This is a genomic window from Sphaerisporangium corydalis, from assembly GCF_025506355.1.
Taxonomy (GTDB): domain Bacteria; phylum Actinomycetota; class Actinomycetes; order Streptosporangiales; family Streptosporangiaceae; genus Sphaerisporangium; species Sphaerisporangium corydalis.
Map to the genome: position 1 here is coordinate 54,304 of NZ_JANZYP010000054.1, position 15,996 is coordinate 70,299.

Genomic DNA, 15,996 nt, shown 5'->3' on the forward strand with positions numbered 1-15,996 from the left:
GGGGTCAGCCCCGGGCGGAGATCTGCTGGACGGCCCAGCCGTTGCCGTCCGGGTCGGCGAAGAAGAGGAACCCGACGTTGTCCAGGGGGTCGGCCACCGGCGAGGGGTTCTCCCCGAGGACCTGGATCTCGCTGACGTCGACGCCCCGCTCGACGAGCTCGGCGCGCGCCCGGCGCAGGTCCGGCACCACGAGCTGCAGGCCCTTGTACGAGCCCGGCGGCAGGTCGGGGACGACGCCCTCGCCGATGACGATCGAGCAGCCCGACCCGGGAGGGGTGAGCTGGACGATCCGCATCCCCTCGCCCACGCGGGTGTCGTGGTCGACGGCGAAGCCGAGCCGGCCGGCGTAGAAGTCCTTGGCCCTGTCCACGTCCGAGACGGGGACGACCACCACTTCCAGGGTCCAGTTCATGACGGATCTCCGGTCCTTCCCTCAGGGCCGGGCCGGCGGGGTCGCCGGCCCGGTGCGGCACCCGATGATTCTCCGGCCGTCAGGCCAGGGTCTTCCACCAGGGGTCGACCGCGGGCGACTCGGCGACGTCGACGTGCTCGCCGGGGCGCGGGACGACGATGCGCGCGTCGCGCGCCTTGGCCTCGCGCCACAGCCGGTCGACCGGCTCGGCCCAGGGGTGCAGCGACAGGGAGAAGGTCGCCCAGTGCACCGGCAGCATCAGCTCGCCGCCGAGGTCGATGTGGGCCTGGATCGCCTCCTCGGGGTTCATGTGGATGTCGGGCCAGGCCGGGCTGTAGGCGCCGATCGGCATCAGCGTCAGGTCGAACGGCCCGTGGTCGGCGCCGATGCGGGCGTACCCGTCGAAGTAGCCGGAGTCCCCGGCGTAGAAGACCCGGCGCCGCTCGCCCGCGACGGCCCACGACCCCCACAGCGTCTCGTTGCGGGACAGGGTGCGGCCCGAGAAGTGCCGCGCGGCGGTCGAGGTGAACCGCAGGCCGGCGACCTGGGCGTCCTCCTCCCAGTCGAGCTCGATGACGCGCTCCGGCGGCACGCCCCACTTGTCCAGGTGGGCCCCGATGCCCAGCGGCACCAGGAACGGCGCCTCCTGGGTGCGGGTCAGCGTGCGCACCGTGGCCAGGTCGAGGTGGTCGTAGTGGTCGTGGGAGATCACGATCGCGTCGATCGCGGGCAGCGCGCCGATCGCCACCGGTACCTGGTGCAGCCGCTTGGGACCCACCCGCTGGGACGGGGAGATGCGGTCGCTCCACACCGGGTCGAACAGGACGCGCCGCCCCTCGATCTCGACCAGCGTCGAGGCGTGGCCGAGCCAGACGACCCGCAGCCCGTCGGGCGGCGGCGCCTCCAGGGCGGGCGACAGCAGCGGGATGGCGCCCGCGGGACGCCGCTTGTCGCGCCCGGTGACCAGCTCACGCACCAGGCCGGGCGGCGGCCCGGCCGGCACTTCGGTGCGCTCGGCCATCGGGTTGAAGAAGACGCCGTCCTTGAACTGGGGCGACCGGAGCATCCTCGCGACCCGTTCCTCGCCCGACCGCAGCGGCCGGGCCCCCAGCTCCGCCGGGACGTCGCGCAGCGCCCATCCGGCCGCGGCCAGCGCCACGCCCCCGGTCAGCACGCGCCTCAGCGCACGGTTTCCCGTCATCTGCTCACACTCCCCACGTCGGTTCCATCCTGCCGAACCGATCGGGGTGCCGCCGGTGTTCCCGTTCCGGATAGATATATCGCGATCCTTCCGGCCGGGGCCGCTTCATTCGTCGGGCAGGAGGTCCATCACCAGGATCATGCCCTGGGGCGCGTCGTCCTCGGCGTACAGCCGGGACAGCTCGACGCGCAGGCGCGCGGGCCGGCCGCGCCGGTTGACGGCGTTCACGACCGTCACGGTGGAGCGCCCGGCCACCGGGCCCGAGCCGTCCCCGTCCGGGGCGGGCAGCAGCGCCGGCAGCATGGCGGTGACCGGGAGGCCGATGTCCAGGGCGGTGAGATGGCGGCCGATCGCCTCGTCGTGGCGCAGCCCCCACAGCTCCACCGCGCCCGCGCTCCACACCAGGACGCGCAGCTCCTCGTCGACCACCGCGACGGCGTCGCCGAGGCTGCGCACCAGCGAGGTGACGAACGCGTTGGCCTCGCCGAGCTGCTCGCTGCTGGCGTTGAGCGTGTCGTTGATCTGCTGGAGCTCGTCGTTGGTGGACTGGAGCTCCTCGTTGATCGTCTCCAGCTCCTCGTTGGTCGACTGGAGTTCCTCGTTGGTGGTCTCCAGCTCCTCGTTGGTCGACTGGAGTTCCTCGTTGGTGGTCTCCAGCTCCTCGTTGAGCGACTGCAGCTCCTCGTAGGCGTGCTCCAGCTCGCGGTTCGCCTGCTGGAGCTCGTCGCGGAGCCTGCGGTAGCGCGTCACGTCGTGGAAGTTGATGCCGATGCCCGCGAGCTCGCCGCCGGGCCGGTCGAGCAACGGCACGACGGAGATGTCGTAGACGCTCGCGTCCTTGGTGCTCGGCCGATGCCAGGTGACGTCCTGGAGGTCGGCGGCGCGCATTTCCGTGCGCACCCCCTCGATCACCGAGCGCAGCTCGGCGGGCCGGTAGGAGACCTCCAGGTCCTGGAAGGGCTTGCCGATGTCGCGCGGGTTGAGGTTGAACAGCATCTCGGCGCGCGAGTTCACCAGCGCGACCTTTCCCGCGCGGTCGATGATGATCTGCGCGACCGGGCCGGAGGCGAGCGCCGCCGCCTGCAGGGCCATGTCGTGCGGCTGGCGATGCGGCGCCATCGTGTCAGGCCCCCAGGGGTTCCGCGTGCCGATCGGCGAGGCGCCTATCTTCCTGAACACGCGCATGCGCAGGTCGACGGGCTCGAACTTGTCACTGTGGTTCAGCAGCATCTCGGCCTTGCCGAGGAACAGGAAGCCGGGGTCGGCGAGCGCGAAGTGGAACCGCCGGACGATGCTGCGCTGGGTCTCGGAGTTGAAGTACATCAGGGTGTTGCGGGCGAGCAGCAGGTCGACCCGGGAGATCGGCGCGTCGCGCGTCAGGTCGTTGCGGCCGAAGATGAGCTGGCGCCGCAGGTCGCGCCGGAAGGCGAAGCCCTGTTCCACCGGCTCGAAGTAGGTGTGCCGGAGCTCCAGCGGGACGTCGTCGATGTGGCGTTCGCTGTAGATCGCCGACCGGGCCACCTGTAACGCCTTCTCGTCCAGGTCGGTGGCGTATATCTTGACCCGCTGGCGGAACTTCTCGACGCCGAGCTCCTCGGCCAGCACCATCGCCAGGCTGTAGGCCTCCTCGCCGGTGGCGCAGCCGGCGCTCCAGACGCGGACCACCGCGCCGGCGCCCTTGGCGGCCAGCAGGGCCGGGACCACCGTCTCGCGGAGGGTCTGCCAGGCGACGGGGTCGCGGAAGAAGCCGGTCACGTTGATCAGCAGGCTGTCGAACAGCCGGTTGAACTCCTCGGGTTCCAGCTCCAGATAGTCGCGGTACTCCCCGTAGTCGGTGAGCTTGAGCGCCTCGAGCCGCCTGCTGATACGACGCATGAGAGTTGTCTGCTTATATCCGGAAAAGTCGAATCCGCGAGTTTCTTTCAGCATACGGAGAAGATCTTCGAATTCTCGGTTCTGGCCGGGTGTCACGGTGCCCAACCCTAGGCCCGGCGGCGACCGCTATGGGAAGAAAACCCCGGGGTCGGCCAGGCTGATGCGCGACTGAAGCATTCGCATCGTCTCCAATGCCTGACCGGTCTGCTCGGCCTCCTCGACCATCCGCTGGAAGGAGTATTTGCGATTCTGTTCCCGCGCTTTGCGGATCATGCGCTCCAGCAGTCTCAGACGTTCCTCCAGCCGCAGGATGGCCACCCACAGGGCGCGCTCCACCGCCTCGGACTGGCTGACCACCATGCTCTCGGCGGACCAGCCGTGCCCCACCCGGCACTCGTAGCGCGGGTCGGACCTGGTCTGCGTCTCGTAGATCGGCCCGCCGCACTCGGGGCAGCTGAACCCGCTCAGAGTCCCCTCGGGCGCCTCGATCCTGCCCTGGTTCAGGAACAGAGACACCTCCCGCTCGACCTCGGGGTCTCTCATGGACGCCTCCCCGGTGCGACCCTGACCGCGCAGCACGATCCATTCGGCGATCTGTTTGAGCGTGAGCACCTCAGGGCTCACGCTCGCGGCGATCGCGGCCCGCGGCATGCCGTCGAACGCGCTCTCCTCCGGGTCCTGGACGGCCACCAGGCCCCCGTGGCGCTCCACCGCGGCGCATCCCCTGGCCCCGTCGTCGAGGGTGCCGCTGAGCACCACCGAGAGCGTGCGGGGCCCGCCGTACAGGGCCGCGCTGAGGAACAGCGGGTCCGCCGCCGGGCGGTGACCGTTGTGCCGGGGGCCGCGCGACAGGCGGACCGCCTCGGCCTGGACCAGCAGATGGTGGTCGGGCGGCGCCACGTAGACCCGGCCGTGCCGCAGCCGCTCACCGTCGGTGGCGACGGCCGCCTCCAGCGGGCCGGCGCGGTCGAGGATCCCGGCCAGCGCGCCGCTCCCGCGCGCCGGCACGTGCAGGACGATCAGGACCGACGCCGCCAGGTCGGCGGGGAGCCTGGCGAGCAGGTCGCGAAGGGCCTCCACCCCGCCGGCCGAGGCCGCGACGACCACCAGATCGCGTGCGTGCGGATCAGCCACGTCGAACCCAATATCCAATCGGCGACGGTTCATGCCTCATGCGCCTAACATTAGAGCTGAGTGAAATCCCTCAGCATGATTCGAGGCCATATGGATATGTCCGTTCACCTTGTTCATCGCCATGAGGACACCGCTCTGGTGACGGTGACAGGTGAGGTGGACGCCTCCAACTGCGGGCGCCTGGAATCGGCCTTCTGCCATCTCATCGACGGCGGAGTCCGCTACATTCTCCTGAACGCCGGGGAGATGCGCTTCTGCGACGTCGCCGGCGCGCGCGTCATGGCCCGCACTCACACGCTCCTGGCCGCCAGGGACGGCAGACTGGTCATCGCCACGTCCGCGTCCGTGGCGCGGGTGCTGGGCATCGTCTGGTCGATGTCCTCGGCCGAGCCGCCGCAGATCATCGCCGGCCAGGCCGGTGCCAAGGCGCTGTCCGCCAGGATGGCGGACACCCCGCCGCCCGGCCCCCGGCACGTCCGGGCCCACCGCCGCCTCGGGTCGGCCTCCCCCGTTCGCGGCGTCCGCGCCGCCGCCCCGCGCGCCGACGAGTGGGAGCCGCCGGCGGCACCGGCCAAGGTCATGGCGGTGGCACACCCCCAGCCCGCGCGCGAGGAGGCCACGCGCCGGCCCCCGCGCGGGGAGGACAGGCGCGTGATCCTGGAGCGGTCGGCGCGGCTGCGCGAGGAGACCGAGCGGCGCCTGCGGACGTTACAGGACCGGCTCCAGGTCACCTGCGCGAGCCTGGCCGAGGTGCACGAACGCCTGGCCGACTTCCACGTCGCCCTGTCCGCCTCCGCCACCCGGCGCGGCGACACGTCGTCCTGCGACGGCGACTTCCACCAGGCCAAGGCCGAGCAGATCCGCCGGCGCGCCGTGGTGTTCGCCGACGCCGTCTCCGCCGGCCCTCCCCCGGCCGGGCCGAACGCCTGACGGCCCCTGCGCTCAGGAGATCTTGCGGCGGTAGGTGGTCATGGCGAACAGGTAGGCGACGATGAGGAGGCCGGCGCACCAGGCGAGGGCGATCCAGATGTCGGTGCCGACCGGCCGCTGGGCGAGCAGGTCGCGGAGGGCGTTGACGATGGAGGTCACCGGCTGGTGTTCGGCGAAGGCGCGCACCGGGCCGGGCATGGTGTCGGTGGGGACGAACGCCGAGCTGAGGAACGGCAGGAAGATGAGCGGGTAGGAGAACGCGCCCGCGCCGTCCACGGACTTGGCCGTGAGCCCGGGGATGACGGCGAGCCACGTCAACGCCAGGGTGAACAGGGTCAGGGTGCCGGCCACCGCGAGCCACCCGAGCACTCCCGCCCCCGAGCGGAAGCCCATGAGCAGGGCGACGAGCACGACCAGCACGAGCGAGATCAGGTTGGCGACCAGCGAGGTCAGCACGTGCGCCCACAGCACCGACGACCGCGCGATCGGCATGGACTGGAACCGCTCGAAGATGCCGTTCTTCATGTCCAGGAAGAGGCGCAACGCGGTGTAGGCGACGCCCGAGGCGACTGTGATGAGCAGGATGCCGGGCAGCAGGTAGTTCACATACGACCCTGACCCCGACCCCGTCCTGATCGCGCCGCCGAACACGTAGACGAACAGCAGCAACATGGCGATCGGCATGATCGCGGTGGTGATGACGGTGTCCGCGCTGCGCGTGATGTGACGCAGGGACCGTCCCAGCAGTACGGCGGTGTCGCCGGCGAAGTGCTTGTTCATCGGGGGTCCTCACTCGTCGGTGCCGGCGACGGGGTCGCCGCCGGGTGTTCGCCGTCGTCGCCGACCAGGGTGAGGAAGACGTCCTCCAGGGTCGGCTGCTTCTCGACGTATTCGACCGTGGCCGGCGGGAGCAGCCGCTTGAGCTCGGTCAGGGTGCCGTTCACGATGATCCGGCCCTGGTGCAGGATCGCGATGCGGTCGGCGAGGTGCTCGGCCTCGTCCAGGTGCTGCGTGGTGAGCAGCACCGTCGTGCCCTGGCCGGCGAGTTCCTTGACGGCCTGCCACACCTCGATGCGCCCTTGGGGGTCGAGGCCGGTGGTCGGCTCGTCGAGGAAGATGAGCGGCGGATTCCCGATGAGGCTCATCGCGATGTCCAGGCGGCGGCGCATGCCGCCCGAGTACTCCGACACCTTCCGCGTCGCCGCGCCGGTCAGCGAGAAACGCCCGAGCAGGTCGTCGGCGATCGTGCCCGGGTCCTTGAGGTGCCGTAACCGGGCGATCAGCACGAGGTTCTCCCGCCCGGTGAGGATCTCGTCGACGGCGGCGAACTGCCCGGTGAGGCTGATGGACTCCCGCACCTCGGCGGCCCGCGTGACGACGTCCAGGCCGTTGACCTCGGCCGTCCCCGCGTCGGCCTTGAGCAGCGTGGAAAGGATCTTCACGACCGTGGTCTTGCCCGCCCCGTTCGAGCCGAGCAGCGCGAAGATGCTGCCCCGCGCCACGGAGAAGTCCACGCCGCGCAGCACCCGCAGTGTCTTGTACGACTTCGTCAGGCCCCGCACGTCGATCGCCTGATCTCGCTGTTTCGTCGTCGTCATCATGCCGTCCTGTCCTGTGCGCCTAGCTACTCGTTGGTGCTATGTACCGGTAGAAAGTAGCACTGACTACCAGTACATAGCAACAACGAGTAGCCGGGGCGCGAGACCGTTTCGTACCGGTTCCCGGCGCGCGTAAGTGATCGTCAATGACCTTGCAAGCGGTCACGTGTATCCCAGAGGGGTGACCCCAAGGGAGGGCACCGGCCGGCGCCGTCCCCCGAACCACCGACACGTCCTGGCCCGCCGCCACGCTCGACGGCGGCGGGCACGGCTCACCCGAGGGAACCCCCAGCCGCCATGCCTGACGTCCTCCCACTCGAACCCGGCGACCCGCTGAACGTGCACCGCCACCGGGTCGTCGGCCGGCTCGGCGCGAGCCCCCAGAGCATCGTGTACCTGGTCAGCGACCCCCATGGGGAGCCGGCCGCGCTGAAGATGTTCACCCCGGGGCCGGGCGGGGCCGCCGTGCTCGCGCGCGTGGCCGCCGAGGCCGAGCGGCTGCGGCAGGTCTCGGTCGTCGGCACCGCGCGGATCACCTCCACGGGCATGTACGGCGAATCGCCGTACATCGTCAGCGAGTACGTCAAGGGCCCGACGCTGCGGGAGGCCGTCGACAGGGACGGGCCGCTCGGCGGGCCGGCGCTGCACCGGCTCGCGATCGGCACGATGACCGCGCTCGCCTCCATCCACCAGGCCGACGTCCGGCACCACGACCTGCGTCCCGGCACCGTGATCCTCGGTCCCGACGGCCCGCGCGTGATCGAGCCCGCGCTGGCCCGGATGCTGGACACCGAGCCCGCGAGCGCGACCCAGCCGCTCGGCATCCCCGCCCACGTGACGCCCGAGGAGCTGTCCGGCGCGCCCATGGGACCCGCCGCCGACATGTTCGCGTGGGGCACGACGATGCTGTTCGCCGCCTCGGGGCGGTCGCCGTTCGACGCGGGGTCCATGTCGGGGACGATGAACGGGATCCTGCGCGGCGAGCCCGACCTCACCGTCCTCGGGGAGGAGCTGCGCGGGCTGGTGGGCGACTGCCTGTCCAAGGACCCGGCGTCCCGGCCGACCTCCAGCAACGCCCTGCTCCGGCTGGTGGGCCACTCCCAGATCCTGGCGACCATCGACCCGGCCGGGCCCGCGTCCGCGAGCCTGCCCCTGCCACCGCCACCGCCGCCGCCCCCGGACCCCGCCTCGCGCGTCCCGCTCCCGCCGCCCCGGCCGGCCCGCCGCCGGGGCCCGGTCCTGGCCCTGGCCGCGGCGGCCGTCGTCATCGCGGCGGCCTCCGGGGGCGCGGTGTACGCGCTGGCCCCCCGGACGGTGACCGCCACCACCATGCTCGCGGCCCCGGCCCCGGCCGTCCCCACGCCGACTCCGCTGCCCAAGCAGAGCGTGCGGGTCATCGAGGCCTCGCCCGGCGCCCCCGGAGCCGCCGACGCGGAGGTCAGGCCGCCAGGGGTGAAGCTGAAGGTGCACGAGAGCGCGTCGGACCCGGTGCGCCTGACCTCGTACTTCGTCGCCGACGTCAAGGCGAAGTCGTACGCGACCTACGTGCGCGACCCCGGGCGCGCCACCTTCGCCCTGGCCGCCAAGGACAACGACTACGGCGACCCGGCGGTGTCCCCGGACGGCAGGTGGGCGGCGGTCAGCCCGTGGTTCAAGTTCACCTCGGGGACGACGGACTTCCTCACCATCATCGACCGCGCCACCGGCGCGCGGTTCACCGTGAACACGGTCGAGCGGCCGGACAGCGGCTACTACGTGAACTGGAGCCCCGACAGCAAGCGCGTGCTGCTGACCTTCTACCGGTTCAAGGGCAAGAAGGCGCCGAACCCCGGCGGCTACGTCATCGTGGACGTCGAGGCCAGGAGGTCGACGGTCGTCCGCACCGGCGCCGAACGCGAGGAGCGCGGCTTCTACGGCTGGGCCCCCGGCGGGAAGAACGTCGTGGTGGCCTACGTCCACGACGGCGGGCGGTGGGGGCTGCGGTTCCGCGACCTGGCCGGGCGCGTCGGGCGGGCCATCGGCTGGGTCGGGGACTCCATCGGCCCCGCCAGGTTCTCGCCGTCGGGCCGCTCGTTCCTCACGTACTGCCCGCGCGGGCAGAAGGCCATCTGCGTGTGGGACACCGCCACCGGGGACCGCAGGAGCACCGTGCCCTCGCGGAGCGCGGACGTCCTGGTGCGGGACTGGTGGGACGAGGACCACCTGATCGTCCTGGACACCCGCAAGGAGCCGGCCGCGTACGTCGTCATCGACCTGCGGGGGAAGCCGGTGCGCACCATCGCCGAGCTGTCCAAGAAGGACGCGAAGGTGACCCCGCTCCGGTTCTCGCCGCGATGAGCGCCGGGCTCATGGCGGACGTCGACCCCCTGCGGGCGGGCGACCCCGGCCATCTCGGCCGGTACCGGCTTCTCGGCCGCCTCGGCGAGGGCGGCCAGGGCGCGGTCTACCTCGGCGTCCCCGACCCCGGCCCTTCGCCTGGCCCCGACCCCGGCGCTTTCCCTGGCCCCGATCTCGGCGCTTTCCCTGGCCCCGATCTCGAACCCGGCCTCGTCTCCGGCTCCGGCCCGGTGCCGGGCGGCGGGTCGCGCACCGGCGGGCACGTGGCCGTCAAGCTGCTGTTCCAGGGGCCGGACGCGTCCGCGCCCGGGCGGTTCCTGCGCGAGAGCGAGATCCTGCGCCAGGTGTCCCCGTTCTGCACCGCGCAGGTCATCGAGACCGGCACCACCTCCGACGGGCGGCCGTACATCGTCAGCGAGTACGTCGCCGGGCCCACGCTCCAGCACGCCGTGGACCACGACGGCCCGCTGCGGGGCGGCCGGCTGCGGCGGCTCGCCGTCGGCACCATGACCGCCCTGGCCGCCATCCACCGGGCGGGCGTCGTGCACCGGGACTTCAAGCCGGGCAACGTGCTGCTCGGCGGGGACGGGCCCCGCGTCATCGACTTCGGCATCGCCCGGGTGATGGACACCGCCGTCACCAGCTCGCACGCGGTCGGCACCCCGCCGTACATGGCGCCGGAGCAGTTCGAGTCCGGCCTGGTCGGGCCGGAGGCCGACCTGTTCGCCTGGGGGGCCACCATGGTGTTCGCCGCCTCGGGGCGGCCGCCGTTCGGTTACGACTCGATCCCGGCGATCCTCCACCGGATCCTCACCCGCGAGCCCGACCTCGGCGGGCTCGACGACGACCTGCGCGTCCTGGCCGCCGACTGCCTGTGCAAGGACCCGGCCCTGCGGCCCACGACCAAGCAGGTCCTGCTGCGGCTGCTCGGGGCCTCCGGACGCCCCGGCGGCGACCTCCTCCGCCAGGGCACGGCCATCGCGGCCGGCCCCACGGCCCCCGGCATCGCGGCCCGAACCACGGCGCCCGGGACGGGCATGGCGCCCCGGCCCGGCACCCCTTTCGTGCGGGCCGTGGCGCCCGCCAGGCGGCGGGGCGTCGTCGTCGCGGGAGCGGCCGCGGTGCTGCTCGCCGGGGGGACGATCTACGTCGTCGCGTCGTCCGGCGGCGGGACGGCCGAAGGGCGGCGCGCCGCCTCCTCCGCCCATCCGGCCCCCGTCCGGGAGGTCACCGCCGCCCCGGCCGCCGCCACCGGCGACGTCCGCCTCCCCCGGTCGGGGGCCGTCCTGCACGAGGCGCCCTCCGACCCGGTGCGCCTCACGTCCTTCCTGCGGATCGACACCAAGGCCGGGGAGGCCCGCACGTACGCCCGTGCCCCGGGGGCCGGCGGGTTCCGGCAGGTCGCCCAGTCGCAGGAGGCCCTGAACTCCCCGGACGGTGCCTGGACGGCCCTGGTGCCGTACGTCAAGCCCGAGACGCCGGGCACTTACGACGCGGTGCGGCTGGTCAGGCGGGCCACCGGCGAGGAGTTCACGGTGCCGACCGTGCGGACGCCGCTGGCGACCTACACCCCGTTCTGGTCCCCCGACGGCCGGCGCATCCTGCTGACGACCTACCGCTCCACCGCCGGCCGGCTGACCGCCACCGGGTTCGTCGTCGTCGACGCCGCGACCGCGAAGGCGACGGTCGTCCCGGCCGGCACCAAGGACGCCGTCAGCGACGCCCCCTTCGTGTGGGCGCCCGGCGGTAACGGGGTCGCCCGCCGCCTCCCCGGCGGCTCCGCCGTGGGCCTGCGCCTGTCCGACCTGCGAGGGAGGCCGGTGCGCACGTTCGAGGGCGTGGGCGAGTCCGGCTTCAAGGAGAGCCCGTTCAGCCCGGCCGGCAAGCGGTTCGCCACGCTCTGCCCGGGTCCCCGATCCGCCGTGTGCGTCTGGGACACGGCCACGGGCCGGCGGCTGGCGTCCTTCACCGCGCCCGCGAGCAAGACGGTCATCGGCTGGTTCAACGACGCGCACCTCATCGTGGCCGACGAGACCAAGGACCCCCGCCGGGTCGTCGTGGTGAACCTGCGCGGCCAGGTCGTGCGTGCCCTCGCCGACATCCCCGCCGCCGAGTACGGGCCCGCGAGGTTCCTGCCCCGGTACACCCGGAGCTGACCGCGCCGAATTCCCGTAAAAGCACACGGACTTCCCGTGAAGCACGGACTTGCCGTGAGCACGGACTTCCCATGAGCACGGACTTCCCGTGAGCACGGACTTCCCGTGAGCACGGACTTCCCGTGAGCACGGACTTCCCATGAGCACGGACTTCCCATGAGCACGGACTTCCCATGAGCACGGACTTCCGGTGAAAGCCGGATATTTCCGTTATCCGGTGGTCGTCTGGCGGGTCTCCTCTACGGGGAGACTCGGCGAATCCCCCATGCCCGGAGAATTGTCCCGATATCGTGGCGATCGTCCCAGCGGGGCGGCGGACAAGGGAGCGGAGCGCGATGCGCGGAACCGGCAGGAGCGGACCCGACACCGCGATGGTGACCGCCGCGCGCGACGGAGACCAGCGGGCCCTGGACGCCCTGGTCGCCGACTCGCTCCCGCTGCTCTACAACATCGTCGGACGCGCGCTCAACGGGCACGACGACGTCGACGACGTGGTCCAGGAGACCCTGCTGCGCGTCGTCCGCGCGCTGCCGGGCCTGCGGGACCCGGAGGCGTACCGGTCCTGGCTGGTGGCGATCGCCGTCCGCGAGGTGCGCGACCACGAGCAGGACCGCAGGACCACGCAGAACCGCAGGGCCGACCTGGACACCGCCACCGAGCTGCCCGACCCGGCCTCCGACTTCGCCGCCGTCACCATCCTGCGGCTCGGGCTCACCGACCAGCGCCGCGAGGTCGCCGAGGCCACCCGCTGGCTGGACGGCGAGGACCGGGCGCTGCTCGCCCTGTGGTGGCTGGAGGAGACCGGCGAGCTGGGCCGCGCCGACCTCGCCGGCGCGCTCGGCCTGTCCGGGCGGCACGCGGCGGTCCGCGTGCAGCGCATGAAGGAGCAGGTGCAGACCGCGCGCACCGTCACCCGGGCCCTGCACGCCGATCCCCGGTGCCCCGAGCTGCGCTCCCTGGCCTGGAACTGGGACGGCGCGCCCAGCCCGCTGTGGCGCAAGCGGTTCGCCCGGCACGTCCGGGACTGCGCCGTCTGCGGGCGGCGGACCACCGGCCTGCTCCCCATCGACCGCCTGCTCAGCGGGCTGCCACTGCTGCCCGTACCCGCCGCCCTCCTGCTACGCCACCTCCCGGACGCCTCCCCCGCCGCGCAGGCCGCCGCCGCGCACCTGCCCTCCGGCCCGGACGCCGGATACGCCGGGCCGGACACCGGATACCCAGGCCCGGACGCCGGGCACCTCGCCCTCGGGCCCGACGCCGAGCACCTGTCCTTCGGGCCCGACGCGGTGGCGCGAGCGCTGCCCGGGGCGCGTCCGCGTGGGCTGCTGTCGTCGTTGTCCCACAGCCAGGTCGCGGTGCCGGCGGCGGTCGCCGGGGTCGTGGCCGTGGTGACCGGCGCGGTTGTGGCCGGGCACCTCACCGCCCCCGCCCCGCGCGCCGCGCCTCCCCCGGCGGCCGCCCCGGCCTCGCCGTCGCCGTCCGAGACGCCCACCCCCAGCCCGTCCCCCACCCCGCGCAGAGCGTCCGCCACGCCGAAGCCCTCGCCGAAGGCCGCGGTCCCGGCGTCCTCGGCCCGCAAGGGCGTCGGGGTGTGGCGGGCGCCCGGCGTCGGCGCGGCGCTGGCCAGGTCCCGGGCGAGCTGGTACTACACCTGGTCGACCCGTCACGACGGCATCGGCGCGTCCAAGGCGGTGAGGTTCGTCCCGATGGTGTGGGGCAGTGGCAGCGTCACCCCCGCCGCCCTGGCCCAGGCCAGGAGCGCCGGCCCGTACCTGCTCGCCTTCAACGAGCCGGACATGCCCGCGCAGGCCAACATGAGCGTGGAGAAGGCGCTGTCGCTGTGGCCGAAGCTGATGGCGGCGGGCCGGGTGCTCAGCAGCCCCGCCGTCGCCTTCGACGGCGACAAACCCGGCGGGTGGCTAGGCCGTTTCATGTCCGGCGCGGCGGCGCGCGGCTACCGCGTCGACTTCATCGCCCTGCACTGGTACGGCGCGGACTTCCGCGCCCCGGCCGCGACCGCGCAGCTGAAGTCCTACCTGCAGGCCGTGTACAAGCGCTACCGCAAGCCGATCTGGCTGACCGAGTACGCCCTGATCGACTTCTCGAAGGGGACCCGGTTCGCCAGCGACGCGCAGCAGGCCGCCTTCGTCACCGCCTCCACCCGGATGATGGCCACCTTGCCGTATGTGCGGCGGTACGCGTGGTTCGGCCTACCGTCCTCCGGGGCCGAGCCGAACAGCGGCCTCTTCCGCGCGGACGGGACCCCGACCAGGGCCGGCCGCGCCTTCCAGGCCGCTCCTTGACACCTCCACCGCAACAAGATCGTGACAATCCAGTAAGAACTGGGTAGGTTACGAGACGCGTACCGCACGAGGTTTTACCCGTCGCGGCCGGAGCAGGCATCCTCCGGGCGCGACGCACGTACCGACGGCAACAGCGCGGCGGGCGCCTTTGCTGACTGAGTCCCCCCAGGTCAGGAAAGGACCGCGATGTCAGCATTCCCATGGCCGTGGACCCGAGCACGCACGGCGGCCGATCCGATCACGGCCGCCGGCCCCGGCCGCCGGGCCGATCCGATCAGAGCCACCGGCCCCGGCCGCCGCGTCACCCGAGCCGGACGCCTGGCGCTCGGCGTGGCGCTGCTCGTGGCCGCCGCCTCCGCCCTCGCGCCCGTCCCCGCGGGCGCCGCCGCCTACAAGGTCCTGGTGTTCTCCAAGACCGCCGGCTTCCGCCACGACTCCATCCCCGCCGGCGTCCAGGCCGTGCGCGACCTGTCCGCGAGCGGCGGGTTCACCGTCACCGCCACCGAGGACGCGACGGCCATCAGCACCGCGAACCTGGCCCAGTACCAGGCCGTGGTGTTCCTCAGCACCACCGGCGACCTCCTCGACGACACCCAGCAGAACGCCCTGCGCGCCTACGTCGACGGCGGCGGCGGGTTCGTCGGCGTGCACGCGGCGGCCGACGCCGAGTACGGCTGGCCGTACTACGGGCAGCTCGTCGGCGCCTGGTTCGCCAGCCACCCGAACATCCAGCAGGCCACCGTCAGGACCGAGGACCGCGCGCACGCCGCCACCGCGCACCTCGCGCCCACCTGGCCGAGGACCGACGAGTGGTACAACTACCGCGCCAACCCGCGCTCGGCCGTGCACGTGCTGCAGAACCTCGACGAGGGGAGCTACACCGGCGGCACCATGGGCGGCGACCACCCCATCACCTGGTGCCACCCGCAGGGCGCGGGCCGGTCCTTCTACACCGGGCTCGGCCACACCCAGGAGTCCTACGCCGACCCCGCCTTCCGTACGATGCTGCTCGGCGGCATCGCCTACGCCGCCGGGGCGGTCAAGGCCGACTGCCGCCCGGAGAGCGGCTACACGCCGATCTTCAACGGCTCGACCAACGGCTGGTCGCAGGCCGGCCCCGGCTCGTTCTCCACCACCGACGCCACCCTGACCTCCCACGACGGGCTCGGGATGCTCTGGTACAGCGCCAAGGAGTACCACGCCCTGTCGCTCAAGCTGGACTGGAAGATGGACGGGGACGACAACTCCGGCGTCGTGGTCGGCTTCCCCGCCTCCAGCGACCCGTGGTCGGGGCTGAACAACGGCCACGAGGTGCAGATCGACGCCACCGACACCCCCGAGCACACCACCGGGTCGATCTACGGTTTCAAGGCGGCCGACACCGCCGCGCGCGACGCGGCGCTGAACCCGCCGGGGCGGTGGAACACCTACGAGCTGGTCGTCGAGGGTGAGCGGCTGCAGGTGTACCTGAACGGCGTGAAGATCAACGACTTCACCAACACCGACCCGGCGCGCTCGCTCCAGCAGGGCTACGTCGGCATCCAGAACCACGGGACGGGCGACGAGGTGTCGTTCCGCAACATCCGGGTCAAGGAGCTCGGCGGTGGCGGCGGCCCGGTGACCGTCGAGGCCGAGGCGTACACGTCGAACTCGGGGGTGCAGCCGGCCGACCACGCGGGCGCCAGTGGCGGCAGGACGCTCGGGTTCGTCAACAACGGCGACTGGGCGGGGTACTCCGGCGTCTCGACGGCGGGGGCGCGGGGCTTCAGCGCCCGCTTCTCCTCGGCCGGGTCCGGCGGCACCGTGCAGATCCGGTCAGGCTCGGCGACCGGGACGCTGCTCGGCTCGGTGAACCTGCCGGTCACCGGCGGCTGGGAGACCTTCCAGACCGTCTCCACCACGCTGACCGGCACCGGGTCGGGGCCGCTGTTCCTGGTCTTCACCGGCGCCGACGGCAACTTCCTGTTCGACGTCGACACCATCACCCTCACGAGGGCCTGACCCGGCGGGCGGCCCGCGCCTTCACTCTTTCACCGGCCCGCCCGTCGTG

Annotated in this window: 11 protein-coding genes; 5 read left to right on the forward strand and 6 right to left on the reverse strand. The window is 72.6% G+C overall.

The genetic code is table 11. From position 1 onward, the window contains the following. Positions 1 to 4: 4 nt before the first annotated feature. The 4 genes from NYZ98_RS30055 to NYZ98_RS30070 all read right to left on the reverse strand — a co-directional run bounded on the left by NYZ98_RS30055 (position 5) and on the right by NYZ98_RS30070 (position 4,622). Positions 5 to 412 carry a VOC family protein gene (locus NYZ98_RS30055; protein ID WP_262846945.1) on the reverse strand — a complete coding sequence of 136 codons (408 nt, stop codon included), beginning with the start codon at positions 410 to 412 and terminating at the stop codon, positions 5 to 7. A gap of 79 nt (positions 413 to 491) precedes the next feature. After that, positions 492 to 1,613, reverse strand: a complete 1,122-nt coding sequence (locus NYZ98_RS30060) for an MBL fold metallo-hydrolase (protein ID WP_262846946.1) — start codon at positions 1,611 to 1,613, stop codon at positions 492 to 494. Positions 1,614 to 1,718: 105 nt separating this feature from the next. Then, positions 1,719 to 3,584, reverse strand: a complete 1,866-nt coding sequence (locus tag NYZ98_RS30065) for a CheR family methyltransferase (RefSeq protein WP_262846947.1) — start codon at positions 3,582 to 3,584, stop codon at positions 1,719 to 1,721. A 30-nt stretch (positions 3,585 to 3,614) separates the two neighbouring features. Next, the gene (locus NYZ98_RS30070) at positions 3,615 to 4,622 is read right to left on the reverse strand and encodes a chemotaxis protein CheB (protein ID WP_262846948.1); all 1,008 of its coding nucleotides are present in this window, start codon (positions 4,620 to 4,622) and stop codon (positions 3,615 to 3,617) included. Between the two features lie 96 nt (positions 4,623 to 4,718). On the opposite strand from NYZ98_RS30070, the gene NYZ98_RS30075 reads away from it, so the two are divergent. After that, positions 4,719 to 5,552 (forward strand): STAS domain-containing protein, encoded by an 834-nt coding sequence (locus NYZ98_RS30075; protein ID WP_323802299.1) that lies wholly within the window; start codon positions 4,719 to 4,721, stop codon positions 5,550 to 5,552. Positions 5,553 to 5,564: 12 nt separating this feature from the next. On the opposite strand, the gene NYZ98_RS30080 is transcribed toward NYZ98_RS30075, so the two are convergent. Further along, on the reverse strand, positions 5,565 to 6,332 hold the full coding sequence (locus tag NYZ98_RS30080; RefSeq protein ID WP_262846950.1) for an ABC transporter permease: 768 nt from the start codon (positions 6,330 to 6,332) through the stop codon (positions 5,565 to 5,567). After that, positions 6,329 to 7,150: an ABC transporter ATP-binding protein gene (locus NYZ98_RS30085; RefSeq protein ID WP_262846951.1), complete on the reverse strand. Its 822-nt coding sequence runs from the start codon at positions 7,148 to 7,150 to the stop codon at positions 6,329 to 6,331. The genes NYZ98_RS30080 and NYZ98_RS30085 overlap by 4 nt, the downstream gene beginning before the upstream one ends. A gap of 297 nt (positions 7,151 to 7,447) precedes the next feature. On the opposite strand from NYZ98_RS30085, the gene NYZ98_RS30090 reads away from it, so the two are divergent. From NYZ98_RS30090 to NYZ98_RS30105, 4 genes are all read left to right on the forward strand, one after another. Further along, complete coding sequence (locus NYZ98_RS30090) at positions 7,448 to 9,487, forward strand: protein kinase domain-containing protein (protein ID WP_262846952.1); 2,040 nt, start codon at positions 7,448 to 7,450, stop codon at positions 9,485 to 9,487. Next, positions 9,484 to 11,643 carry a serine/threonine protein kinase gene (locus NYZ98_RS30095; RefSeq protein ID WP_262846953.1) on the forward strand — a complete coding sequence of 720 codons (2,160 nt, stop codon included), beginning with the start codon at positions 9,484 to 9,486 and terminating at the stop codon, positions 11,641 to 11,643. The genes NYZ98_RS30090 and NYZ98_RS30095 overlap by 4 nt, the downstream gene beginning before the upstream one ends. Before the next feature lie 335 nt (positions 11,644 to 11,978). Further along, positions 11,979 to 13,946, forward strand: coding sequence for a sigma-70 family RNA polymerase sigma factor (locus NYZ98_RS30100; RefSeq protein ID WP_262846954.1), 1,968 nt, complete (start codon positions 11,979 to 11,981; stop codon positions 13,944 to 13,946). Between the two features lie 186 nt (positions 13,947 to 14,132). Then, positions 14,133 to 15,947, forward strand: coding sequence for a ThuA domain-containing protein (locus NYZ98_RS30105; RefSeq protein WP_262846955.1), 1,815 nt, complete (start codon positions 14,133 to 14,135; stop codon positions 15,945 to 15,947). The last annotated feature ends 49 nt before the right edge of the window (positions 15,948 to 15,996 follow it).